We start from the raw sequence: 22,295 nt of genomic DNA on the forward strand, positions 1-22,295 counted from the left end.
GGCGGGTGCCGCTCTACCGGGATGAGGCGATCGTGCTGCGCACCCAGAAACTGGGTGAGGCGGACCGGATCGCCACGCTGCTGACCCGCGGCCGCGGCAAGATCCGCGCCGTCGCGAAGGGCGTCCGCCGTACGTCGTCCCGGTTCGGCGCCCGGCTCGAGCCGTTCAGCCACGTCGACCTGCAACTCGCCACCGGTCGCAGCCTCGACGTCGTCACCCAGGCCGTCACGATCGCGGCGTACGGCGAAGACATCGTCAACGACTACGCCCGCTACACCACCGGCACGGTCCTGCTCGAGACCGCCGACCGCCTCGTCGTCGAGGAGAAGGAACCCGCCACCCAGCAGCACCTCCTGCTGGCCGGCGCCCTCCGCGTCCTGTCCACCGGCGAACGCGAACCGGCCCTCGTCCTCGACTCCTTCCTCCTCCGCTCCCTCGCCATCTCCGGCTACGCCCCCTCCTTCGCCGACTGCGCTCGCTGCGGCGAACCCGGCCCGCACCGCGCCTTCAACCCCGCCGCCGGCGGAATGGTCTGCAGCTCCTGCCGCCCGCCCGCCTCAGCGATGCCCACCCCCGCCACCGTCACCCACCTCGCCGCCCTCCTCACCGGCGACTGGCCCACCGCCCTCCAAGCCGACCCCCGAACCCGCCGGGAAGCCACCGGCCTCATCGCAGCCTTCTTCACCTACCACCAAGACCACCAACTCCGAAGCCTCCCCCACCTAGACCTCACCTGACCCCTGCAACAACCTGCAACCTGTGGATATCCCCCCACCCCGGAACCGTACGTATGAAACAGTTGCACTCTCAGTAGTCTCGCTTCGCCTCGGAGGGTGCATGATCAGGCAGTTGGTGGCAGTGACGTCCGGCTTCGCAGCCCTGACGCTCATAACCGCCTGCAACTCAACCAACAGCGCCACCCCGCCACCCTTCACGCCGTCGACATCACGAACTCACCGACGCCGACACCCACCGAGTCCGCGGAGACCAAGGCAGTCGCCGCAGCTTCGACCGCCTACCGACAGTTCATCGCAGCGACCGACACGTCCTATGCGTCTGGTGGAGTCAATGTCGCCGAGCTCAAGAAGCACGCCACTGGCGTCATGCTCGCAGCCGAGCTGAACCAGGCGGCGACTTTCAGAGGCAGGAAATGGCACAGCGTCGGCCGTCAAAGAGTGGTGTGGGTCAAGCCGCTGACCGTAGGCAAGCCGGACGCGAGCGGGCAGATCAACGGGCTGACCCTTCAGGCATGCATCGACGGCTCGAAGGCCACGGCTGTAGACGCCACTGGGAAGAGCGTCAAGGCTCCAGGTACGCCGCTTGAAACCATTGACGAGATGCGCATGCTCCGTGTGCAAGGCATCTGGAAGGCCGACTACCCGCAGAGTCGGAAGGCTGGGAAGTGCTGATTCCCAAGGTCATTGCGGCGTCGGTTGTCGTCTTCGCCCTCACCGCGTCCGTCGCGACGGCCAACGTTCGGAACCCGCCCCAGCCCGGTGCGCCCGACTGTGTCTACAACGTCGTGAGCGGACAGTGCGAGATCGCCGTCAATGACGGCGACGATCCGCCCTCGACGTCCGGGACGGACAAGCCTGGGGCGAGCACGGCAGGCAGGTCAGAGTGCGTTTACGAGGGCAAGCCGATTCCGTGTCGGACGGAGAACGGCTTTTGGGATGCGGCGTCGGGGTGCTATTTGACACAGACACCGACGCTGGTGTCGATCGGACACTCGGCCAGCGTCTACCCGCCAGGCACGAAGTTCTATCGGTGCTGGGTCGTGCTTGGAGTGGTGGAGGGCAGGCCGGAGGGCATCGAGCGGTTTGAACCCGTTGTCCGGCCGCCGGGGGAGCCGGAGGCTATTGATCCTCGGGTGGCGGCTCAGCGGGTGGTGGAGACGATGGAGTTCGTGGCGCCGCGGCTCGGGTTGTCGCCGTACGTGCAGAGCTCCACGCGCGAGGGAATCGTGAACGTCCCGGTCTGGATGTGGGTGACCGATCCGGGTGCGCACACGACCGGTCCCCTCACCAAGCGAGCAACCCTGGGCGGCGTCACGATCTCCGCGACCGGGACCGTCGACCGGATCGAGTGGTCGATGGGCGCCGGCGACGTCGTCAGTTGCAAGGGAGGCGGTACGCCGTTCACGACAGCGAACGCCGAAGGCAAGTCGTTGAAGGAGATTCCGGCCTCTCCAACCTGCGGACACACCTACCGCAAGACCTCCCGCTGCGAGAAGCCCGGCCAGTTCCAGGTCACGGCGACCGCCTACTGGACTGTCCACTGGACCGGCGGCGGCATGGAAGGCGACATCCCCCTCAACTTCAGCCGCTCCACCACCCTCCGAGTCACCGACCTCCGCCCAGTCCTCGTCGCCCCCGAAGGTGGCGAGACCACGACCCAACCCAAGCCCCGCCCCTGCCCCTAGCCCACCACCCCGAATCGCCTCCACGGCGATGGACCACTCGGGGCGCGGAGTCGTGTCGATCCTCCTACCGTTCCAGCCCCGGGTGCGGCCGGCATCGATGACTCCGGTCGCGGTCAGAGGTCTTTCTCGGACTTCTTGGAACGATTCTGTGACGGCTGATCACCCTTGCGAGCTTGCGGGGTCTCCGCCGGAACCTGTGCAGCGCCTCCGGCCGGTGCCAGACCGCTGAACGCTTTCGACGCGGCCGAGCCTCGCTGGTTCGCCGTGAGGACCTCGGCGGTGCCTCGTTGATCGGGTGGCACGACCGAGTTCAGGTTCTGCGCGAACGCACGAAGTTCTGGTTGGGCGGCCATCTTGTCGAGAAGTTGGGACATGGTCCGCGGGTCGCGTTTGTTGCGGTTGACCATGTCCTGCAGCGCCCCCTGTACCTGCTGCGGGTTCTCCTGCAACTTACGACTGAGGAACTGGGACAGCTTCTCGACGCGCATCGCGTTCGGGCCGGTCGACGGCGGGTTGAAGTCCTTGACGTTGTCGGTGACGAGGACCGCCGACTCGCTCCGTACGGCGGCCGCCAGAACATGCTTGTCTTTCGGGTCGGCCTGCATCTGCGGTTCGAGATCTTCGTAGCCACTGGTCATCGCCTTGGGGAAGACCTTGTTCATCGTGGCGATGCGCTTGTCGATCTTCTCCTCGGACACACCTTCGGGCCGGTTACGGCGCATCTCGTCGAGCACGTGCTGCGACCAGCGCGGCTCGAACACATCGCGGTGGGCCACCGACATCAAGATGTCGTTGGTCAGTTGACCGCGAATCACGTTCGCATCCAGGAATGCGCGCTCCGTCCGCGTCGGACTGGTCGGCGGCGACGCCGTCACGCGCGGTTCCCGTCGCTGTCGTTCTCATCCCACGGCTCTTCGTCCAGCAACTCCTGCAGTGCTGCGCTTCGCTCCTGCCGGCGTTTGCTGTCCCACGCGATCACATCGGTCAGCCGCACCCAGTCGACGTACTCCGTCGACCTGAACGGAATGGCGCCCTCGCCAACATACGACCGCAGATCGTCGCGACCGATCCCGATCGCGTCGGCTGCCTCATCGATCGGCAGTTCGAGCCGCAGCGGCGTGATCTTGACCGCCTGCCCCGCTCGCATCGCCTCGAGCACATGCTGGACGGCCAGGTAGACCGCGTGCGGAATCTCCTCCCGCGCACCGTCCGGTCCAACCACCGCGGGTCCGTTGGGCACGATCTGCCGCTCGTCGGCATTCAGCAGGTAGATCCGCGCGTCAGTACTCGGCCCAGGCATGAGCCGAGTCTAGTGAACGCCGGATTCCGGCCGGACGGGCAGCGCGCCGTCCAGTTCCGAGCGCTGTTGTCACCTGACCGACCGAACTGGCGCGACCCGGCCGCCGACTATCCAAGGTCCTGCTCGGACTGCCTGTCCCGTTGAGCGTCCTGGTCAGTGGACTTGCGGGCTTCGGGCGTCTCCGCGGGCGCCTGAAGCCCGTCCAGAGGTGCCACCCCCTCGAGCGCCGTGTGCTGAGCTGAGCCTGGCCGGCCGGCTGCGAGCACCTCGGACGCGCCGCGCTGTTCTGGCGGTACGACGGAGTTGAGCTCCTGCGCGAATCCGCGGAGCTCCTGTCCCTCTGCCATGGTGTCGATCAGCGCGGACATGGTGCGCGGATCGCGGGTGTAGCGCCGCAGCATGTCGTGCAACGCCGCTTGCACGCGCTCGGGGTCTTCCTCGAGTTTGCGATTGAGGAACTGGTTGAGGCTCTCGACCCGCATCGCGTGCGGACCGGACGGGGGCGGATCGAAGTCCTTGAGATTGTCCGTGACGAGAACGTCCGACCCGCTGTGGACCGCCCCCGCCAGGACATGCTTGTCCTTCGGATCGGCCCGCATCTGATCCTGCAGCCCAGCCGGAGGAGCCTCCGTCAACGCCCCGGGGAACGCCCGGTTCATCGTCTTGATGCGCCGGTCGATGTCGGCCTCGGACAACTCCGGCGGTCGGTTGCGGCGCATCTCGTCGATGACGCCCTGAGTCCACCGTGGCTCGAACACGCGGCGGCCGGCCATCGACAGGAGTACGTCGGTCGTCTGTTGTCCTCGAATCACGTTGGCGTCGAGAAAGGCCCGCTCGACCCGAGTGGGGAGTGGCCTCCGCGTCTCGGTCACCGCTGTTCGTCGTCGTTCGTCGGATCGCCGCCCATCAGCTCGTCCAGGGCGGCCTGCTGTTCTGCGTAGCGTCTGTTGTCCCACTCGATGACGTCGGCGAGCTTGACCCAGTCGACGTACTGCGTGGACCGGAACGGGATGGCGCCGTTGGCAACGTTCTTCCGCAGGTCGTCACGGCCCATGCCGATCGCATCGGCCGCCTCGTCGATCGGTAGCTCCGGGCGAAGTGGTGTGATCTTGACGCCTCGGCCGTCCCGCATCGCCGCAAGTACGTGCTGGACCGCCTCGAACGCCAGCGCGGGAATCTCCTCCCGCACGCCGTCAGGACCCACGACCGCCGGCCCGCCGGGCACGACGCGGCGCTCGTCCGCATCCAAGAGGTAGATCCGCGAGTCAGTCGTCGGCCCAAGCATATTTGGATTGTAGTGACCTTCGGACCTACCTTCTCGAACCACCATCACACCGGCCTCAGCAGCTTCCCTTGGCCGGTACGGCGGCTTGAGCGTCATCCGGATCAACCAACACCGGCACCGCCTCGCCGATCCGCAGCTGAGTCGCCGCCTCCTCCGTCATCGAGATCTCCCCGGTATCACCCAACGTGCTCCGCCAGGTGATATCCCACTGAGCCGTAGCAGTAACCGGATATACGCACTTTTCCAATTCCCGCGACGACTTCTTATACCGATGCCCACAATCAGGCGAGTCCTTGATCCCCATCGCCTTCGTGTACGGCGTCCCGCCGCCCGCGCATCTAATGGTCTTCCCGTCACCCATCGACCAGTTGATCGCCTTGACCTGCGCGGTGGCGGTAACGCTCAGGCCGGGCACACTCGCCGTACGCGCGATCGGCCCCCAGGTGTTCTCCGTCTTGTCCACCCACAACCAGACCGGCATGTTCACCAGCCCGACCTGCCCCACGCCGGGTGCCGTCCTCACCAACGGTGGCGCCAACTGCATCATCGCCACCGCCCGATAGGCCAGCGTCACCGGATCAACCACCACCGTGTCGGGCTCCCCAGGCAACCAAACCCACTCAGTCACCAGATGCTCGCCCTCGTCATACCCCTGCTCACGAACACAAGCCCAGATAGACCCATCCGTGTGCCCCTCCCACCGAGGATCACTGAACGGCGGCGGAGGCACTTCCCGCTTCATATAACACTGCTGCCCATTCGACCAGTTGCCGAACTCCGGGTCGGTGCACGCCTGCGCCGCGCCACCGAACTGGCACGCTGGCTTGGTGGTGCCAACTTGCTTCCCATCGCTCCCAGGATCGCTGGGCGTGGAGGGGAGGACGATCAAGTTGGTCGCTACCCAGCGGCATTGGCCATAGGAGTTGCAGACCCATTCGTAGTTCGCGCCTGGCGGCGGCGGTTTGTCAGACCCGAACGCGAGTTCCCCCGACGTGGTCCACAAGCTCGCCATCAAGAGCGCGAGGACGATACGTCCGGCTCTGACCCTCAGCATTTCCCAGCCGCCTTCTCTGAGACCAGGAACCACATCTTCTCCCCGCCGGGTGCGGGTGGCGCGTAGACCAGTCGCGATGAGAACAAGTGCCGGTTGCCGTTGCCGGGCCCCATGGGGACCGGCTTGTCATCTCTCGTGAACCTGGTGACCACTCCGGAACTGTCGACGCAGTTGCTGAGCAATACTTCGGGTTGCTCAATCTCGAGCTTGACCGAAACCACCTTCTTGGTGAAGATCTTCGCTCTGCCACTCTGGTACCACCCGTTGCGTTCCTGGAAGCGAGCGTCTCCGATGACGGCGATGATCCACTCACCGCCGTTCCCGGCCTTCTCGAGACCGGACCGGTTGAGTGCTTCCGGATCGGCGAGCGCCTTCTCCACCGCAGCCCGAGCGGCGACGTAGCGGGCTTTGGCTGCGGTGATGGCTGCTGTTTCTTCTGGGGTCCATTCGGGGGTGGAGGGGGCGGTGGGGGTGGGGGTTGCGGTGGGGGACGTGGGGGTGGTGTTGGGGTGACCTGCCTCGGGGGAGCCATTGCAGGCTGTTAGCGCGGTGAGGGCGCTGAGCGTGGCGATGGCTACGGTGAGCGGTCGGGGGGTCATTCAGGCTCCGTTCTGGGTGCGGGTGGTGTAAGGGTGTCATACGGAGGGTGTTCGCCGGCCGGGGTTATCCACAGGTTGCAGGAAGCTGCAGGGGTGGTCGGTGGATGGGGTCGCGTGGTGGGAGAGACTTCGGTTATGTCGCCTATTGGTCGTCGTCGGGGTCGGGATGTCGGGAACGCCGCGAGGGACAAGGTGGTCGTGCCGCCGGATGCGCATCCGTCGGGTGCCCGGCCGCCGCACATCCCGGCGGAGCTGGTGCCTCAGCACGTCGCGATCGTGATGGACGGGAACGGGCGGTGGGCCAAGCAGCGGGGTCTGGCCCGGACCGAGGGGCACAGGGCGGGGGAGGCGTCGCTGCTGGACGTGATCAAGGGCGGCATCGAGATCGGCGTGAAGTACATCTCGGCGTACGCGTTCTCGACCGAGAACTGGGCCCGCTCGCCCGAAGAGGTCCGCTTCCTGATGGGGTTCAACCGGGAGGTGATCCACCGGCGCCGGGACGAACTCGACGCGATGGGCGTACGCGTGGTGTGGTCCGGCCGGCGGCCGCGGCTATGGAAGAGCGTGATCGACGAGCTCGAGTACGCGCAGGAGCGGACCAGGCACAACGACACCATCACCCTGCAGTTCTGCGTGAACTACGGCGGTCGTGCCGAGCTCGCGGACGCGATGCGGTCGATCGCCCACGAGGTTGCCGCCGGCAAGATCAAGCCGGACCGGATCACCGAGCAGACGGTCGCGCGGCACCTGTACGCACCGGACATCCCCGAGGTGGACCTGTTCGTCCGCTCGTCGGGCGAGCAGCGTACGTCGAACTTCCTCGTCTGGCAGCTCGCGTACGCCGAGATGGTCTTCCTCGACACCCTCTGGCCGGACTTCGACCGCCGCGACCTGTGGCGGGCGATCGAGCTCTACGCCCAACGCGACCGCCGCTACGGCGGCGCCATCCCCAACGAGCTAGCCCAGTAGCCAACGGGGTAGCCCAGTAGTCGACGTGGAGCCCAGTAGTCAACGAGGCAGCCCAGCAGTACGTCGCTAGCGGGGCCGGGGGTTGGGGAGGAGGCCTTGTTCGATGGCGACCGTGACGGCTCGGGTGCGGTCGTCGACGTCGAGTTTGGTGAACAGGCGTTGGAGGTGCGTCTTGACCGTCGCCTCGCCGATGAAGAGTTCCCGGCCGATCTCGGCGTTGCTGAGACCGCGGGCGACCGCGGCCAGCACCTCCAGTTCACGCGGCGACGGCTGAGCGGTCGCCGGCGCGGTCGGCGTACGCAGCCGTGACATGAGCCGAGCAGCAACGGGCGGCGCCAGCACTGTCTCGCCCCGAGCGGCGGCGCGGATGCCGTCGAGCAGCTCCGCGTGCGGCGTGTCCTTCAGCAGATAACCGGCCGCGCCTGCCTCGACCGCGTGCAGGATGTCGGTGTCCGTGTCGTACGTCGTCAGCACCAGCACTCGCGTCGACGGATGCCTGGACACGATCGCCTCGGTCGCGGAGACCCCGTCCATGCGCGGCATCCGCAGATCCATGAGTACGACGTCCGGCTCGGTGGACTGCACCAGCGCGAGGGCTTCGTCGCCGTCGCCCGCTTCGCCGACCACCGAGATGTCCTCGGTGACCGCGAGCATGCCGATCAGTCCGGACCGCACCACGGGATGGTCGTCGACCACCAGTACTCGAATCACACGTCCTCCGCCGGAATCAACACCTGCACCCGGGTCCCACGACCCGGCGCACTCTCCACCTGCACCGATCCACCCGACTCCTCGACCCGCCCACGCATCGCCGCCAGCCCGAAGCCGGCCTCCGTCGCACCCGGCGTGAACCCGGACCCGTCGTCGCGGATCTCGATCCACACGCCGTCGTCGGACAGGCCCAACGTGATCTGCACCTGCGTCGCGCCGGCGTGCTTGCGAACGTTCGCCAACGCCTCCTGCGCCGACCGCAACAGCACGACCTGCTGTCCTTGCGGGAGCGCGGCGACCTCCTCGTCCGGCAGATCGAGCGACACCTGTACGTCGACGCCGGTCTCGGCCGCGAAGCGCTCGGCCTGCCGCCGGAGCACCTCGGTCAACGTTGCCCCGGACAACGCAACCGGGGTGAACGCGGCAACCAGCGCACGGGCCTCGGCCAGGTTCTCCCGGGCCGTGTCCTCGATCGCCGCCAGCCGGGCCGCGGCGCCCTCGGTGCCGCCGCGTTGCAGCTCGACCGCAGCCGTCTGCGCGAGCATCACGATGCTCGTCATGCCTTGCGCGAGCGTGTCGTGGATCTCTCGCGCCATCCGCTCACGCTCGGCCATCACGCCGGCACTGTGGTGCGCCTCGGCGAGCTCGTCCCGGGCCGACTGCAGCTCCTCGATCAGCTCGGCGCGCTGCTCGCTCTGGGTGATCACCCGCTCGATCCAGATGCCGAACAGCAGGCTCACGACCAGGCTGACCGCCATCCACGGCAGGATCGACCAGAAAGCGTCCCAGCCCCAGCCGGCGCTCCACAACTGGGCGGAGCCGACGCAGATCACCAGGAGCAGGCTGATCGCCGCTCCCTCGCGCACCTGCTCGGACAGCAGCCAGATCTGCGCCGACGCGATGAACATCAGGAACACCGACGGCGGATACAGCGCGACCAGCACCATCAAGCAGCCGATCATCACCAGTCGGTACGCGTACGACGGAAGCGGCCGGCGGGACAGGATCGCGGGCATCCCGACGAACTGGTACGCCGCTGCCAACACAACGGTTGCACTCGTGTAGACAATCCGACGCCCAGGGCTGAGGTCGGCCGTGAACGAGACCGCCAGCGTCATCGCCACCAGCACCCAGAACACGATGTGCCAGCCGATCAGCGATCGCAACCAGATCGGCTCGTCCACCCGCGTCCTCGGCTCCACGGTGTCTATCTTCCTCTCATCTGATTGTCGACAATCAACCCGCGTCTCGGCGGGTCCAGCGGAACGCCCGCTGAGCGACGACCAGACCGACGATCAGCCACACCGACAGCACGATCGCGCCGGTGCCGAGCTGCCAGGACCCGTCCGGCTCGTTCACCTCGAAGCCGGCCGGCAGGAACACCGACCGCATGCCCTGCGCGAGCCACTTCAGCGGGAAGATCTCCGCGACCGACCGCATCCACTCGGGCAGGCTGCTGTAGACGAAGTACACGCCGGAGATGAACTGCAGCAGCAGGACGACCGGTGTGACCACCGCCGACGCCGCCTTGCCTGAGTTCGGGACGACGGAGAACGCGATTCCGAGCACCGATCCGGAAGCCGTGCCGAGCACGAAGATCCAGAGGAAGTGCAGCCACTTCGTGGGCTCGGAGGGGATGTCGACACCCAGCAGCAGGCCGGCCAACGCGAGCAGCAGCCCGAACTGCAGCACCGACGTGACCAGGACCAGGCCGATCTTGCCGATGAAGTAGGACTGCGGCGACATCGGCGTGCCGCGCAACCGCTTCAGCAGGTTCTCGTCGCGTTCCATCGCGATCGTGATCGACAGCGACTGGAAGCTGGTGAGGAAGATGCCGGAGGCAATCATCCCGGGAGTGAAGTAGGTGGCGGCGTCGACTCCGTCGGCGAAGTCGGTGCCGCTGAACACGGCCGAGAAGATGCCCAGGAAGATGATCGGGAAGAGGAAGGTGAAGATCAGTTGGTCGCGCTCGCGGAAGAACTGCTTGACCTCCAGTCCGGTCCGCGAGAGTCCGACCTTCATCGGCGACGGGAGTACGGCGCTCACTGCGCGGCTCCTTCCAGGTCCGGAGCGGCGGTGGCCGACCCGATCAGTTCCAGGTAGATGTCTTCGAGGCTCGGTCGCCGTACCTCGAGCTCGGGCACTTCCGCACCGTCGTACTGCGCCATCAGCCGGGCGATCTCGGCGGTCGGCCGGTCGGTGCGGATCTCGCGCATGCCGTCGGCGGACAGCCAGGAGACTCGCGCCGTCCGGGCGCCGCGACCGCCGAGGGTCTCCGGGGTCCCGATCTCGACCATCCGGCCGTCGGCGATCACCCCGACGCGGTCTGCCAGGTGCTCGGCCTCGTCCAGGTAGTGCGTGGTGAGCAGGATGGTGGTGCCGGCGGTCCGGAGGTTCTCGATCAGCGTCCAGAACTGGCGGCGCGCCTCGGGGTCGAAGCCGGTGGTCGGCTCGTCCAGGAAGAGCAGTTCGGGGTTGCCGATGACGCCGAGCGCGACGTCGAGGCGGCGGCGCTGACCACCGGACAGCTTGCGCGTGCGGGTACGGCGCTTCTCCGTCAGACCGACCGCCGCGATCACCTCGTCGGGATCCCGCGGATCCGGGTAGTAACCGGCGAAGTGATGCACCAACTCGGCGACCGACAGCTCGGCCTCGTCCCGGGACGTCTGCGCGACGATGCCGATCCGCGACCGCCAGAGCCGGTCGCCGCGGACCGGGTCGACGTCGAGGACGCTGATCGAACCCTCGTCCGCGCGGCGATACCCCTCCAGGATCTCCACGATCGTCGTCTTGCCGGCCCCGTTCGGCCCGAGCAGGGCGAACACCTCACCCCGGTGGATGTCCAGGTCGACCCGGTCGACCGCCAGCTTGTCCGGGTACCGCTTCACCAGCCCCCGCACCCTCACAGCCTCAGCACTCTCCATGCCTCCAACCCTCCCGTGCCACCTCCGGCCCTCGGGAGCACCGCCCGGATGACCCGCTGTCCCCCGACCGGGGGACACCCCGCCGAGTCCTGTCTGCGGGCGGGTGTAAAGGAGGGCAGCAGGGCGGTGGTCGGGGAGGTGGTAGTGGCGGCGCGCCCGGGCGGGATGACGCGGGCGGAGGGCGCCGGTAGCGTCGGGGCATGCGGCAGACGGTGCGTGGTGTGGTGGCGATGGGCAAGGGGCAGCCGGTCTCGATCGAGGAGATCACGGTGCCGGATCCTGGCCCGGGTGAGGCAGTGGTGAAGGTGCAGGCCTGCGGCGTCTGCCACACCGATTTGCACTACCGCGAAGGCGGCATCAACGACGAGTTCCCGTTCCTGCTCGGCCATGAGGCGGCCGGTGTCGTGGAGGCGGTCGGCCCAGGCGTCACCGACGTCCAGCCGGGGGACTTCGTCGTACTGAACTGGCGGGCCGTGTGCGGCAACTGTCGCGCCTGCCTGCGCGGCCGCCCGTGGTACTGCTTCAACACGTACAACGCCGAGCAGAAGATGACGCTTGCCGACGGCACCGAGCTCTCGCCGGCGCTCGGTATCGGCGCGTTCGCCGAGAAGACCCTGGTCGCGGCCGGCCAGTGCACGAAGGTTGACCCGGCCGCCAAGCCCGAGGTCGCCGGTCTGCTCGGCTGCGGCGTGATGGCCGGCCTCGGCGCCGCCATCAACACCGGCAACGTCGGCCGTGGAGACTCGGTCGCGGTGATCGGCTGCGGAGGTGTCGGTACGGCGGCCGTCGTCGGAGCCCGCCTGGCCGGGGCCGCGAGGATCATCGCCCTCGACATCGACGAGCGCAAACTCCAGACGGCCCGGGAGCTCGGCGCGACCCACACGGTCAACTCGAAGGGCCTCGACCACGACGGCGTGGTGGCCAAGGTCCAGGAGCTGACCGGTGGGTTCGGCGCCGACGTGGTGATCGACGCGGTCGGACGCCCGGAGACCTGGAAGCAGGCGTTCTACGCCCGCGACCTGGCCGGCACCGTGGTCCTGGTCGGCGTACCGACACCGGAGATGACACTCGAGATGCCGCTGCTCGACTTCTTCGGCCGCGGCGGCTCACTCAAGTCGAGCTGGTACGGCGACTGCCTGCCGACCCGCGACTTCCCGCTGCTGATCGACCTCCACCTGCAGGGCCGGCTGCCGCTGGACCGCTTCGTCTCGGAGACGATCGCGCTGGACGAGGTGGAGGCCGCGTTCACCAAGATGCACCACGGCGACGTCCTACGCTCAGTGGTGATCTTCTAGAACGAGATCCACACATCCGGCGGCGCGCCCGGAGCACCCTTCACGGGCCGCTTCTCCTCGGACCACGACGACCCGGAGATCTCGGCCGCGACCCGCCGCCAGAACCGGACCGCCGTCTCGTTGCTCTCCTGGAAAGCGACCTCCCACCGCCCCGGGTGCTGGGCGACCACGTCCTGTACGGCGCGCAGCCCGAGGCCCTGTCGTCGTACCGGCCGGACGAGGAAGAAGCTGTTCAGCACCCGCACCGGCTCCGTCAGCGCGCGCACGAACGCGAACCCGACCGGGTTCTCCCCGGTGTGGAACAGGTAGCCCGCCCAGTTCGGATCACCGGTCAGGACGTTCTCGAGCCAGTCGCTGCGGTAGCTCCCGTCCGGCCGCGGCAGCTGCCCCTGATACTCCGACAGGTCGTGCCGGAACATCAGGAACAGCCGCTCCAGCACCACCCGATCGGCCGAACCGGCACGGCGTACCACCAAGTCGGACATGAGTCTCCTCAGCAACGAGAAATGGGATGAGAACGCAGAAAAGCCTCCCGCGGGCAGCGGAAGGCTTACTACGGGCAGTTTACCACCCAGGTCCCGGATCAGGCCTTCTGGCAGTCCTGACAGGTGCCGAAGATCTCGAGGGTGTGACTGATGTCGGCGTACCCGTGCTCGGCCGCGACCTTGTCGGCCCAGCGCTCCACCGCCGGCCCCTCGACCTCGACGGTGCGGCCGCAGTTGCGGCAGACCAGGTGGTGGTGGTGCCCGCGGGAGCAGCGCCGGTACGCCGTCTCGCCGTCGGCGGTCCGGAGTACGTCGACCTCGCGGGAGTCGGCCAGCGCCTGCAGCGTGCGGTAGACAGTGGTCAGGCCGACAGCCTCACCGGCGGACCGGAGCTCCTGGTGGATCTCCTGGGCGGTCCGGAAGTCGTCGAGATTGTCGAGCGCGGACGCGACCGCGGCGCGCTGACGGGTCGAGCGTGTTCCGATGGCCACCGTTCCTCCTGTCATTCCGTCGCCGTGATTCTCCCGGCGACCCAGGGCAATTCTAGTGCTCGTCCCAATGATCACCGTGCGCCGCGTGCAGGTGACCGTCGTGCACGTAGTCCACATGGTCCCCGTGCTCGACGGCAGTGTGGCCGCACTTCGCGGTGTGGGTGTGCGGGTGCCCAGCGCTGACCACGTGCGGTGCCGGCTCGGGTACGCCGACCTCCGGCTCCTCGTCCGCGAGCGGTGCGACCCGCCCTTGCCGCCGCCGGATCAGCGTCCCCACCGTCGCGGCCACCACGAACCCGGCCAGCGCGAGTACGACGATGGTCGCGCCCGGAGCCACATCCGCGTGGTACGACGTGATGATGCCGGCCAGGCACGCGACCACACCGATCCCACACGCCACCACGAACGTACTGCGGAACGACCGGGTGATCTGCTGCGCGGTGGCCACCGGCACGACCATCAGCGCACTGACCAGCAGCAACCCCACAGTCCGCATCGCCACCGTGACGGTGACCGCGGCCATCACGGCGATCACCAGGTTGAGCAACTGCACTCGCAGCCCGGTGACGCGCGCGAACTCCTCGTCCTGGCAGACCGCGAACAACTGCGGTCCGAGACCGATCGCGACGACCAGTACGGCGACGGCCAGCCCGACGACGACGTACAGGTCGGAGGGAGACACCGTGGTGAGTGAGCCGAACAGATAGGTGTTCAACGTGGCCGCACCCTGTCCGGCGAGGCCGATGAGCAGCACACCGCCCGCGATGCCGCCGTAGAAGAGCAGTGCGAGCGCGACGTCGCCGCTGGCCTTGCCGCGGGCACGGACCAGCTCGATCGCGGTCGCGCCGATGATGGCGACGATGATCGCGGTGAGGACCGGCGCCGTCCCGGTGAGCAGGCCCAGGGCGACACCGGTGATCGCGATGTGACCGATCCCGTCGCCCATCAGCGACAACCGGCGCTGGACCAGGTAGGTCCCGATCGCCGGTGCCGACAGTCCGGTCAGCAGGCCGGCGATCAGCGCCCGCTGCATGAACTCGAGCTCGAACAGGGTCACGACAGCCACCCCGGCTCTTCGCCGCCGTGCGAGTGGTGGACGTGCGCATGCGTCTGCGAGACGTGCGGCGGGCCGTCGTACACGATCCGGCCGCGGCGCAGGACCACGGAACGGTCGATCAGGGCGTCCATCGGGCCGAGGTCGTGGCTGACCATCACCACGGTGGTGCCGCGGGCGACGCGTTCGCGGATCGCGTCCGCGAAGATCTGCTGGCTGGCCAGGTCGACGCCGGCGGTCGGCTCGTCGAGGATCAGCAGCTCCGGATCGGACACCAGCGCCCGCGCGATCAGCACGCGCTGCTGCTGCCCGCCGGACAGCTCGGCGACCGCGTCCTTGCGCCTGTCGGCCATGTCGACGATCTCCAGCGCCTCGTCGATCGCCTGCTTCTGCGCGGCCCGCAGGGGAGTGAACAGCCGCCGCGTCGACAGCAGTCCGGACGACACCACCTCGTGGACGGTCGCCGGTACGCCGCCGGCCGCGGTGATGCGCTGCGGGACGTACCCGATGCGATGCCACTGCCGGAAGCGCGGCACCGGCGTACCGAACAGGCGCACCTCACCACGGGCCGCGGGGAGCAGGCCGACGACGGTCCGGACGAGGGTGGACTTGCCGGAACCGTTGGTGCCGAGGACGGCGACCACCTCGCCCTGGCGGATCTGCAGGCCGACGCCCCGCAGCACGAGACGACCGCCCAGGTCGACCGAGAGATCGGCGACCTGGACGGCCATCGCAGCAGTGCCTGGTGATGTCACGCGCAGCTGTTCGCCTTCCGGAGCTCCTGCAGATTCTCCCGCATCAGCGTCAGGTAGGTCTCCTGGGAGTTGGCGTCCGACAACCCCTCGATCGGGCTGAGTACGGCGGTCTTGACGCCGACGTCACGGGCGATCGTCTCGGCCACCTTCGGGCTGACCAGCTCCTCGGAGAAGATCGTGGTGACGTGCTGGGCCTTCACGATGTCCTGGACCTCCTTGATCCGGGCCGGGGTCGGCTCGGCGCCCGGGCTGAACCCGGCGATACCGACCATCGTCAGACCGTACCGCTTCGCGAGGTAGGCGAAGGCCTGGTGACTCGTCACGAAGGTCTTGAGTTGGCAGCTGGCCAGTCCGGTCTTGAACTCCGAGTCGAGCTTGCCGACCTCGTCGACCAGCGTCTTGGCACGGGCCTTGTAGCCGTCGGCGTTGGCGCTGTCGGCCTCGACCAGCTTGTCGGTGACGGCCTGCACCACGTCGGCGTACCGGACCGGGTCGAGCCAGAAGTGCGGGTCGAGCGCCTCGCCCTCCTCATGGGACGGATCAGCTTCGTCACTGTGCGTATCGGGCGTCCCGGGGGAGGTGCTCTCCTCGGCGTGCTCCTCGCCTTCCTCGTGCTCCGCGAAGTCGGCGCCGGTCGCCTCCAGTTTGGCCGCCGGGGCGACGTCGAAGCCGGCCTCCTTGGCGTTCTGGTCGATCGCCTCGTCCACTGCGGGCTGCAGGCCCTTCTCGTAGACGACCAGCTTCGCCTCGGCGATCTCACCGACCTGCTTGGGCGTGAGCTCGAGGTCGTGCGGCTCGACGCCGGGCGCGGTCAGGGTGGTCACGTTCACCGCGTCACCCCCCACTGTGCGGGCGATGAACTCGAGCGGGTAGAACGAAGCGACGACGTCGAGCTTGTCGCCACCGGAGCCGCTGGCGGACGAGTCGCCGCATCCGGCCAGGGTGAGGGCGGCGGCCAGAGCGGTGGCGCCGGCGACGACAGCACGAGTACGAGATCTCATGACAATCATTTTCATTTAATTGGAAGTGGTTGTCAAAACAGGGAGTTGACCTCATGGCCAGGCGCAACGCCGGACGCAGACGAGCCGACCACCGGGCCAACCGGCGCCGCAGCCTCGACATTCCCGCGGGTCCCGGTCATGGGCACGGTCATGGACACAGTCACGGGCACGGACACGGGCACAGCCACGGACACGGCGATCACGTGGTGGACACCTCGGTCGTGGACGCGGACGCGATCGTCGCCCGGCGCGTCCGGATCGTGGTCGCCGCGGTACTGATCCCGCTGATCACGGCCGCGGTGGTCGCGATGATCGTGCTGTGGCCGGGCGGCGGGGTGAAGGTCGCGTCGTACCAGACGGACACCGCCCGCGGTCAGGTCACGGCGATCACGGCCTGTCCGGATCCGAAGGACCAGTGCGACCTGGCGACGGTCAAGCTGAGCACCGGCCCGGAGGAGGGGCAGTCGGTCCAGGTCACGGTGCCCAAGACCGATCAGGTGGCGATCCCGGTCGAGGTCGGTCAGTCGGTGATGCTCGGCGTACAGGCCGATGCCCAGACGGAGACCGATCGGTACCAGTACGTCGACCACGACCGGTCCCAGCCGCTCCTCCTGCTGGCCGCGCTGTTCGCGGTGGCGGTGGTGGCGTTGTCGCGCTGGCGCGGGTTCGCGGCGCTGATCGCGCTCGCGGTCACCGCGGTCATGCTCACGCAGTTCATCCTGCCGGCGATCCTGAAGGGCTCGAATCCGCTGGTGGTCGCGGTGGTCGGCGGCACAGTGATCATGACGATCGCGCTCTTCCTGACGCACGGCATCACCGCGGAGGCGTCGATAGCCCTGTCGGGCACGATCGCGGCTCTGGGGCTGACGGTCCTGCTCGGCTGGTTCTTCACCGAGTTGACCCAACTGAGCGGCCTCGCGTCCGAGGGCGCGTCCGCGGCGAAACAGTTCGCCCCCGACCTCAACCTGACCGGACTCCTGGTGGCCGGCATGGTGATCGGCGCCTTGGGTGTCCTCGACGACGTCACCGTCACGCAGGCGGCCGCCGTCTGGGAGCTGTCCGCTGCGAACCCGTCCGCGAGCCGGCGTGAGCTGATCGGTGCGGGCCTCCGGATCGGCCGTACGCACGTCGCCTCGGTCGTCAACACCCTCGTCCTCGCGTACGCCGGAGCCGCGATGCCGACCCTGATCGTATTCGCCATCCAGGGGCTTCCCGGCCGGTACGTCGTCTCCACGGAGACCGTGGCGATGGAGGTCGTCCGGGGTCTCGTGGGCAGTCTGGGGATCATCGCCGCCGTCCCGCTGACGACTGCGCTCGCGGCGATGGCGGTGGCCCACCGCTCCAAGGACCTGGTCACCACGGAACCGGAGCACGTCGGTCGCTGAAACCCCTTGTCACAAAAGGGGAACCAAGTCTTCACAGCGCGTCGTCAGACTCCTACAGTGCGTACTAGGTCACGGAAAGTCCGCCCACGATTACTTTCCGTGCCCTGACGGGGTGAGGAGGTCGGAATGAGGTTCCGGCATCGGGACGGGTCGACGGTCCATCTGGGCTACAGCGCCACTGTGCACCCGGCCGAGGATCTGGACGGGGTAATCGCCGGCCTGGACGGCTACGCAGCGCTCGTCCGGCAGGAGCTCGACGTACCGCGGCTCGGCGTCGGACTGTGGTTCGCGAGCCCGCTCGCCGACCGCCTGGCGAACTCGCCGGCCGCGATCAACAAGCTCCGCCGCGCCCTCACCCGCAACCAGTTGGAAGTCGTCACGCTGAACGGCATCGCCCACTCGTCGTTCACGGACGCGGTCGTCGGCACGAAGGTCTACTGCCCGGACTGGACCGAGCCCGAGCGCCTGCGCTACACCCTCGACCTGGTCGACATCCTCGCCGTGCTGCTGCCGCGCGACGCGTCGTACGGATCGATCTCGACGCTTCCGCTCGCCTGGCGGGTGCCGTGGTCGAAGGCGCGGGACAAGGCCGCGCAGAAGGCGTTCGAGCGACTCGACTGGCACCTCGAGCGGACCGAGCAGCGCACGGGCCGCAAGATCCGGGTCGCCGTCGAGCCCGAGCCGGGGTGCGTCCTCGAGATGACCGGACAGGCCGCCGCCTGGCTCAGCCGCTACTCCAGTCCGTACGCCGGTTCGTCGCGGATCGGACTGGGGTTCGACGCGTGTCATCTCGCGGTCCAGTTCGAGGAGCCGACGGAGGCGTTCGAGACGTTGTGGCGAGCCGGAGTGGACGTGGTGAAGGCGCAGCTGTCGGCGGCTCCACAGCTCGTGGATCCGTCGGATACCGCGGCTCGGCGCCGTCTGGCCGACCTCGGCGATCCGCGCTACTTGCGGCCGGTGCGGGAGTGGTGTGGGCCTGGGGTCGACGACGTCGAGCAGGCGTACCAGTTGTCCGGCCACGCGGCCTGGCGGATGCACGCGCACGTCCCCGCCCATTGCTCGCTACCCGATCCGCTCACCGGGACCAACGCCGTACTCGAGGACTGTCTGGCGCGGCTGGTGGGGTGCGGTCAGCCGCTCACGCATCACCTGGAATCGGAGACGTACGCGTGGGCGCGGAAGCCGCGAACCCCCGAGACGCTGGCGAAGAAGATCGCGAAGGAGCTCGACTGGCTGCGAAAACGTCTGCTGTCCTTGGGACTGCAAGAGATCTCAGGCTGACTCGCGGACGACGAGCTCGGTCGGCAGGATGACCGACTCGGCCTCGCCGTCGGCGAGCAGGTCGAGCAGCAGCCGAGCTGTGCGCGCCGCCTGGTCGCCCATCGGGCTGCGGATCGTGGTCAGTGCGGGAGCCGTGTAGAGCGCGGCCTCGATGTCGTCGAAGCCCACCACCGCGACGTCGTCGGGCACCCGCCGGTCGGCCTCGCGCAGGGTCCGGAGCGCGCCGATCGCCATCAGGTCGTTGGCCGCGAACACCGCGTCCAGCTGTGGGTCGTCGTCCAGCAGTTGCCGCATCGCCTCGGCGCCGGAGATGCGAGTGAAGTCGCCGAGGGCAACGATCGAGCGCCGGCCGGTGCCCTGCAAGGTCTCCCGGTACGCCGTCAACCGGTCCTGGGCCGCGGTCATGTCGAGTGGCCCCGAGATGGTCGCGATCCGGCGGCGGCCCTGCTCCAGCAGGTGGTGCACGGCCTTGGTGGCACCGCCGACGTTGTCGTTGTCGACGTACGGCATCAGGCCGCGGGCCGCCAGCCGGCCGTGCGAGACCACGGGCAGACCGGTCCGCGCCAGCAGGGCGGGGAGCGGGTCGGAGCCGTCCATCGAGACGAGCATCGCGCCGTCGACGTGACCGGCCGCGAGGTACTGCTCGACGCGGCGCCGGCTCTCATCCGAACCGGCGAGGACCAGGGACACCTGTTTGCCCGCGTGCTCGAGCTCGCGGCTGGCGGCCCGGACGACCATCGCGAACATCGGGTCGTCCGACACCAGGCCGGCCGGCGGGTCGGAGACGATGATCGCGATCGTGTTCGTCCGCTGGGTGACGAGATTGCGGGCGGCACCGTTGGGCACGTACCCGAGCTCGGCCACCGCGGCCAGCACCAGCTCCCGGATCCCGGGCGCGACCGTCGGCTCGCCGTTGATCACCCGCGAGACGCTCGACTTGGACACGCCCGCCCGAGCCGCCACCGCGTGCAGGGTCGGCCGTCGCATGACCTGAGCATCCCGACGGTTCCGGAACCTGTCAACCCTTGACACCGTTCCCGCAGCCGCCCACGCTCAGGCTCAGGGAACGTTCCCCCAGCTTTCGCCCGACCGCCCCGGAGACGCCCATGAAACCTTCGTCCGCTCCACCGCGGCTTCGTGCCGCCGCCGTCGTCGTCACCGCGCTCTCTCTGCTCTTCGCCTTCCTCGTCACCACCCCTGCCCGGGCCGCCGATGTCCTGCTCTCCCAGGGCCGGACCGCGACCGCGTCATCCACGGAGAGCGTCGCCTTCCCGGCGTCGGCCGCCGTCGACGGCGACGGCGGGACACGGTGGTCCAGCGGGTTCTCCGACCCGCAGTGGATCCAGGTGGACCTCGGTCGGACGGCGACCGTGACGCAGGTGCAGCTCGCGTGGGAGGCGGCGTACGCGTCCGCCTTCCAGCTGCAGACCTCCACCGACGGCACCACCTGGACCACCGTCCACACCGCCACGAACGGTGCCGGGGGCAACCAAACGATCGAGGTGTCGGGGTCCGGCAGGTACGTCCGGCTGCTGGGCACCTCGCGCGCCACGCAGTGGGGTTACTCGCTCTGGGAGTTCAAGGTGTTCGGCACCGGCTCGGCGCCTGGAAGCGGTCTGCTGTCGTACAACAAACCCGGTGTCGCTTCGTCCCAGCAGCACGACAGCAACTGCTGGGAGTGCACGCCGGCCCGCGCGTTCGACCTCGACCCGGCCAGCCGCTGGGCGACCGCGACCGACTCCGGCTGGGTCGACCCGGGCTGGATCTACGTCGATCTCGGCGCGGTCGCACAGATCGACAAGGTCGTCCTGCAGTGGGATCCGGCCTCGGCGAAGTCGTACCAGCTCCAGGTCTCCAACGACGCCACCAACTGGTCGACGATCTACCAGACCACGACCGGTCCGGGTTTCAAGGAGACGCTCGCGGTGTCGGGCAGCGGCCGGTACGTGCGGATGTACGGCACGCAGCGCAATTCGCCGTACGGCTATTCGCTGTGGGAGTTCCAGGTCTACGGCACCGGGGGCGCGCCGAACACTCCGCCGACTCCGCCGGAGGACCCGGCCGACCCGCCGCAGCTGATCTGGGCCGACGAGTTCGACGGCGCGGCCGGGGCCAAGCCGGACGCCGCCAAGTGGAGCGCTGACCCGGGCATCGGGCAGAACAACGAGTTGCAGGTCTACACCAACCACGACAACGCCCAACTGGACGGTCAGGGCCACCTCGTGCTGGAAGCGCGCCGGCAGCCGACTCCAGGTACGACGTGCCCGGTCGACCCCCTCAGCGGCAGTACGACGTGCCAGTACACGTCGGCCCGGATGAACACCGGCAACAAGTTCCACACGACGTACGGGAAGATCGAGGCCCGGATCAAGGTGCCGAAGGGCAACGGCCTGTGGCCCGCGTTCTGGATGATGGGCGCGGACTTCCTGACCGGCCGGCCGTGGCCGTACAACGGCGAGATCGACATCATGGAGATCCTCGGCCGGGAGACGACCAAGGGCTACTCGACGCTGCACGCGCCCGCGTACCACGGCGGCGGCGGGTACGGCGGAAGCTACGGCCTCCCGGGAGGCGCCGACTTCGCGAACGACTTCCACACCTGGACGATGCTGTGGAACTCCACCGGCATCACCTACCAGGTCGACGGCACCACGGTGTTCACGGTGGACAAGGCCGAACTCGAAGCCACCCGCGGTCCGTGGATCTTCGACCACCCGTTCTACCTGATCCTCAACCTGGCCGTGGGCGGTGACTGGCCGGGCCCGCCGGACGCGAGTACGCCGTTCCCGTCACGGATGCTCGTCGACTACGTCCGCGTCTACCACTGAGTCGTCTCGAAGGTCAGCTTCCTGCCGTTCGCGGTCTCCGGGGTCAGCCGCCGGCGATCCGGGAGACCGCGAACAGCAGGATGATCAGGATGGAGAAGATCCGCAGGAAGCGCTGACCGGTGGTGACGACCGGCCAGGACAGGAACCCGAGCCAGGACAGCAGCAGCGCCAGCAGGACCAGCGCGGGAACGGCGAACGCGACCGGAGCGAAGACTCCGATCAGCGCGAGCACCAGGGTGATGCCGGGCAGGGTGAGCTTCGGCATCCCGTGCAGCTTCGCCACGTACGGGTAACTGATCTTGGTGATCCGCTGCCGCAGCGGACTCACCGGCTGACTGCTCGGGGAACTCATTCCCCCATTGTTCCAGGCAACCGAAGCTGTGGATAACCACGGCCTCGGTCGTGGCTGTGGATAACGGCGGCCCGGGTCGGGCGAAAACGCATAGATTTCAGGGC

25 protein-coding genes are annotated in these 22,295 nt (G+C 68.3%); 8 read left to right on the forward strand and 17 right to left on the reverse strand.

Features of this window, described 5'->3' with window-relative positions; translation table 11 throughout:
* The first annotated feature begins 5 nt into the window (after positions 1-5).
* The 3 genes from recO to ACQPYZ_RS11725 all read left to right on the forward strand — a co-directional run bounded on the left by recO (position 6) and on the right by ACQPYZ_RS11725 (position 2,422).
* The gene (gene recO, locus ACQPYZ_RS11715; RefSeq protein WP_433167500.1) at positions 6-737 is read left to right on the forward strand and encodes a DNA repair protein RecO; all 732 of its coding nucleotides are present in this window, start codon (positions 6-8) and stop codon (positions 735-737) included.
* A gap of 96 nt (positions 738-833) precedes the next feature.
* Complete coding sequence (locus ACQPYZ_RS11720) at positions 834-1,409, forward strand: hypothetical protein (protein WP_433167501.1); 576 nt, start codon at positions 834-836, stop codon at positions 1,407-1,409.
* A 461-nt stretch (positions 1,410-1,870) separates the two neighbouring features.
* Positions 1,871-2,422 carry a hypothetical protein gene (locus ACQPYZ_RS11725; protein WP_433167502.1) on the forward strand — a complete coding sequence of 184 codons (552 nt, stop codon included), beginning with the start codon at positions 1,871-1,873 and terminating at the stop codon, positions 2,420-2,422.
* Between the two features lie 113 nt (positions 2,423-2,535).
* Here ACQPYZ_RS11725 and ACQPYZ_RS11730 read toward each other — a convergent pair whose 3' ends face one another.
* The 6 genes from ACQPYZ_RS11730 to ACQPYZ_RS11755 all read right to left on the reverse strand — a co-directional run bounded on the left by ACQPYZ_RS11730 (position 2,536) and on the right by ACQPYZ_RS11755 (position 6,660).
* Positions 2,536-3,297 (reverse strand): PIN domain-containing protein, encoded by a 762-nt coding sequence (locus ACQPYZ_RS11730; protein WP_433167504.1) that lies wholly within the window; start codon positions 3,295-3,297, stop codon positions 2,536-2,538.
* A complete protein-coding gene (locus tag ACQPYZ_RS11735) occupies positions 3,294-3,722 on the reverse strand; it encodes a hypothetical protein (RefSeq protein ID WP_433167505.1) in 429 nt (142 codons plus the stop codon). Before ACQPYZ_RS11735 ends, ACQPYZ_RS11730 begins: the two co-directional genes overlap by 4 nt.
* 107 nt (positions 3,723-3,829) lie before the next feature.
* The gene (locus ACQPYZ_RS11740) at positions 3,830-4,495 is read right to left on the reverse strand and encodes a PIN domain-containing protein (protein ID WP_433167506.1); all 666 of its coding nucleotides are present in this window, start codon (positions 4,493-4,495) and stop codon (positions 3,830-3,832) included.
* A 95-nt stretch (positions 4,496-4,590) separates the two neighbouring features.
* Positions 4,591-5,007 (reverse strand): hypothetical protein, encoded by a 417-nt coding sequence (locus tag ACQPYZ_RS11745; RefSeq protein ID WP_433167507.1) that lies wholly within the window; start codon positions 5,005-5,007, stop codon positions 4,591-4,593.
* 55 nt (positions 5,008-5,062) lie between these two features.
* The gene (locus tag ACQPYZ_RS11750) at positions 5,063-5,749 is read right to left on the reverse strand and encodes a hypothetical protein (RefSeq protein WP_433167508.1); all 687 of its coding nucleotides are present in this window, start codon (positions 5,747-5,749) and stop codon (positions 5,063-5,065) included.
* 305 nt (positions 5,750-6,054) lie between these two features.
* Positions 6,055-6,660, reverse strand: coding sequence for a hypothetical protein (locus ACQPYZ_RS11755; RefSeq protein WP_433167509.1), 606 nt, complete (start codon positions 6,658-6,660; stop codon positions 6,055-6,057).
* A gap of 135 nt (positions 6,661-6,795) precedes the next feature.
* Here ACQPYZ_RS11755 and ACQPYZ_RS11760 point away from each other — a divergent pair, with 135 nt between their 5' ends.
* Complete coding sequence (locus tag ACQPYZ_RS11760) at positions 6,796-7,629, forward strand: isoprenyl transferase (RefSeq protein WP_433167510.1); 834 nt, start codon at positions 6,796-6,798, stop codon at positions 7,627-7,629.
* A 66-nt stretch (positions 7,630-7,695) separates the two neighbouring features.
* On the opposite strand, the gene ACQPYZ_RS11765 is transcribed toward ACQPYZ_RS11760, so the two are convergent.
* The 4 genes from ACQPYZ_RS11765 to ACQPYZ_RS11780 are packed head-to-tail and all read right to left on the reverse strand — an operon-like array spanning position 7,696 to position 11,264.
* Positions 7,696-8,340: a response regulator gene (locus ACQPYZ_RS11765; protein ID WP_433167511.1), complete on the reverse strand. Its 645-nt coding sequence runs from the start codon at positions 8,338-8,340 to the stop codon at positions 7,696-7,698.
* Positions 8,337-9,542, reverse strand: a complete 1,206-nt coding sequence (locus ACQPYZ_RS11770; protein WP_433167512.1) for a sensor histidine kinase — start codon at positions 9,540-9,542, stop codon at positions 8,337-8,339. Before ACQPYZ_RS11770 ends, ACQPYZ_RS11765 begins: the two co-directional genes overlap by 4 nt.
* Positions 9,543-9,576: 34 nt before the next feature.
* Positions 9,577-10,386: an ABC transporter permease gene (locus ACQPYZ_RS11775; RefSeq protein WP_433167514.1), complete on the reverse strand. Its 810-nt coding sequence runs from the start codon at positions 10,384-10,386 to the stop codon at positions 9,577-9,579.
* Entirely contained in the window at positions 10,383-11,264 is an 882-nt protein-coding gene (locus ACQPYZ_RS11780; RefSeq protein ID WP_433167515.1) for an ABC transporter ATP-binding protein, read from the reverse strand. Before ACQPYZ_RS11780 ends, ACQPYZ_RS11775 begins: the two co-directional genes overlap by 4 nt.
* A 200-nt stretch (positions 11,265-11,464) precedes the next feature.
* On the opposite strand from ACQPYZ_RS11780, the gene ACQPYZ_RS11785 reads away from it, so the two are divergent.
* Complete coding sequence (locus ACQPYZ_RS11785; RefSeq protein ID WP_433167516.1) at positions 11,465-12,559, forward strand: S-(hydroxymethyl)mycothiol dehydrogenase; 1,095 nt, start codon at positions 11,465-11,467, stop codon at positions 12,557-12,559.
* Here ACQPYZ_RS11785 and ACQPYZ_RS11790 read toward each other — a convergent pair.
* The 5 genes from ACQPYZ_RS11790 to ACQPYZ_RS11810 form a co-directional block, all read right to left on the reverse strand.
* Entirely contained in the window at positions 12,556-13,044 is a 489-nt protein-coding gene (locus ACQPYZ_RS11790) for a GNAT family N-acetyltransferase (protein ID WP_433167517.1), read from the reverse strand. The genes ACQPYZ_RS11785 and ACQPYZ_RS11790 overlap by 4 nt on opposite strands.
* Positions 13,045-13,142: 98 nt before the next feature.
* Positions 13,143-13,535, reverse strand: a complete 393-nt coding sequence (locus tag ACQPYZ_RS11795; RefSeq protein ID WP_433167519.1) for a Fur family transcriptional regulator — start codon at positions 13,533-13,535, stop codon at positions 13,143-13,145.
* A 52-nt stretch (positions 13,536-13,587) separates the two neighbouring features.
* Complete coding sequence (locus tag ACQPYZ_RS11800; protein ID WP_433169664.1) at positions 13,588-14,592, reverse strand: metal ABC transporter permease; 1,005 nt, start codon at positions 14,590-14,592, stop codon at positions 13,588-13,590.
* Complete coding sequence (locus ACQPYZ_RS11805) at positions 14,589-15,344, reverse strand: metal ABC transporter ATP-binding protein (protein WP_433167520.1); 756 nt, start codon at positions 15,342-15,344, stop codon at positions 14,589-14,591. Before ACQPYZ_RS11805 ends, ACQPYZ_RS11800 begins: the two co-directional genes overlap by 4 nt.
* Entirely contained in the window at positions 15,341-16,345 is a 1,005-nt protein-coding gene (locus ACQPYZ_RS11810) for a metal ABC transporter substrate-binding protein (RefSeq protein ID WP_433167521.1), read from the reverse strand. Before ACQPYZ_RS11810 ends, ACQPYZ_RS11805 begins: the two co-directional genes overlap by 4 nt.
* Positions 16,346-16,551: 206 nt before the next feature.
* On the opposite strand from ACQPYZ_RS11810, the gene ACQPYZ_RS11815 reads away from it, so the two are divergent.
* Both ACQPYZ_RS11815 and eboE read left to right on the forward strand, forming a co-directional pair.
* On the forward strand, positions 16,552-17,730 hold the full coding sequence (locus ACQPYZ_RS11815) for a YibE/F family protein (protein ID WP_433167522.1): 1,179 nt from the start codon (positions 16,552-16,554) through the stop codon (positions 17,728-17,730).
* A gap of 126 nt (positions 17,731-17,856) precedes the next feature.
* Positions 17,857-19,011 (forward strand): metabolite traffic protein EboE, encoded by a 1,155-nt coding sequence (gene eboE, locus ACQPYZ_RS11820; RefSeq protein WP_433167523.1) that lies wholly within the window; start codon positions 17,857-17,859, stop codon positions 19,009-19,011.
* On the opposite strand, the gene ACQPYZ_RS11825 is transcribed toward eboE, so the two are convergent.
* On the reverse strand, positions 19,003-19,998 hold the full coding sequence (locus tag ACQPYZ_RS11825) for a LacI family DNA-binding transcriptional regulator (protein ID WP_433167525.1): 996 nt from the start codon (positions 19,996-19,998) through the stop codon (positions 19,003-19,005). The genes eboE and ACQPYZ_RS11825 overlap by 9 nt on opposite strands.
* A 119-nt stretch (positions 19,999-20,117) precedes the next feature.
* Here ACQPYZ_RS11825 and ACQPYZ_RS11830 point away from each other — a divergent pair, with 119 nt between their 5' ends.
* Positions 20,118-21,839, forward strand: coding sequence for a discoidin domain-containing protein (locus tag ACQPYZ_RS11830; protein ID WP_433167526.1), 1,722 nt, complete (start codon positions 20,118-20,120; stop codon positions 21,837-21,839).
* A gap of 43 nt (positions 21,840-21,882) precedes the next feature.
* On the opposite strand, the gene ACQPYZ_RS11835 is transcribed toward ACQPYZ_RS11830, so the two are convergent.
* Complete coding sequence (locus tag ACQPYZ_RS11835) at positions 21,883-22,191, reverse strand: DUF6703 family protein (protein ID WP_433167527.1); 309 nt, start codon at positions 22,189-22,191, stop codon at positions 21,883-21,885.
* Positions 22,192-22,295: the final 104 nt, after the last annotated feature.

Source organism: Kribbella sp. CA-247076, assembly GCF_050942445.1.
Classification (GTDB): domain Bacteria; phylum Actinomycetota; class Actinomycetes; order Propionibacteriales; family Kribbellaceae; genus Kribbella.

Coding starts and splice junctions, on each gene's coding strand:
- ACQPYZ_RS11760 (WP_433167510.1), top strand. CDS start 6,796: ATGTCGCCTATTGGTCGTCGTCGGGGTCGGGATGTCGGGAACGCCGCG.
- ACQPYZ_RS11830 (WP_433167526.1), top strand. CDS start 20,118: ATGAAACCTTCGTCCGCTCCACCGCGGCTTCGTGCCGCCGCCGTCGTC.
- ACQPYZ_RS11780 (WP_433167515.1), bottom strand. CDS start 11,264: ATGGAGAGTGCTGAGGCTGTGAGGGTGCGGGGGCTGGTGAAGCGGTAC.
- ACQPYZ_RS11745 (WP_433167507.1), bottom strand. CDS start 5,007: ATGCTTGGGCCGACGACTGACTCGCGGATCTACCTCTTGGATGCGGAC.
- eboE (WP_433167523.1), top strand. CDS start 17,857: ATGAGGTTCCGGCATCGGGACGGGTCGACGGTCCATCTGGGCTACAGC.
- ACQPYZ_RS11790 (WP_433167517.1), bottom strand. CDS start 13,044: ATGTCCGACTTGGTGGTACGCCGTGCCGGTTCGGCCGATCGGGTGGTG.
- ACQPYZ_RS11825 (WP_433167525.1), bottom strand. CDS start 19,998: ATGCGACGGCCGACCCTGCACGCGGTGGCGGCTCGGGCGGGCGTGTCC.
- ACQPYZ_RS11785 (WP_433167516.1), top strand. CDS start 11,465: ATGCGGCAGACGGTGCGTGGTGTGGTGGCGATGGGCAAGGGGCAGCCG.
- ACQPYZ_RS11755 (WP_433167509.1), bottom strand. CDS start 6,660: ATGACCCCCCGACCGCTCACCGTAGCCATCGCCACGCTCAGCGCCCTC.
- ACQPYZ_RS11750 (WP_433167508.1), bottom strand. CDS start 5,749: ATGAAGCGGGAAGTGCCTCCGCCGCCGTTCAGTGATCCTCGGTGGGAG.
- ACQPYZ_RS11735 (WP_433167505.1), bottom strand. CDS start 3,722: ATGCCTGGGCCGAGTACTGACGCGCGGATCTACCTGCTGAATGCCGAC.
- ACQPYZ_RS11810 (WP_433167521.1), bottom strand. CDS start 16,345: ATGAGATCTCGTACTCGTGCTGTCGTCGCCGGCGCCACCGCTCTGGCC.
- ACQPYZ_RS11835 (WP_433167527.1), bottom strand. CDS start 22,191: ATGAGTTCCCCGAGCAGTCAGCCGGTGAGTCCGCTGCGGCAGCGGATC.
- ACQPYZ_RS11740 (WP_433167506.1), bottom strand. CDS start 4,495: ATGGCCGGCCGCCGCGTGTTCGAGCCACGGTGGACTCAGGGCGTCATC.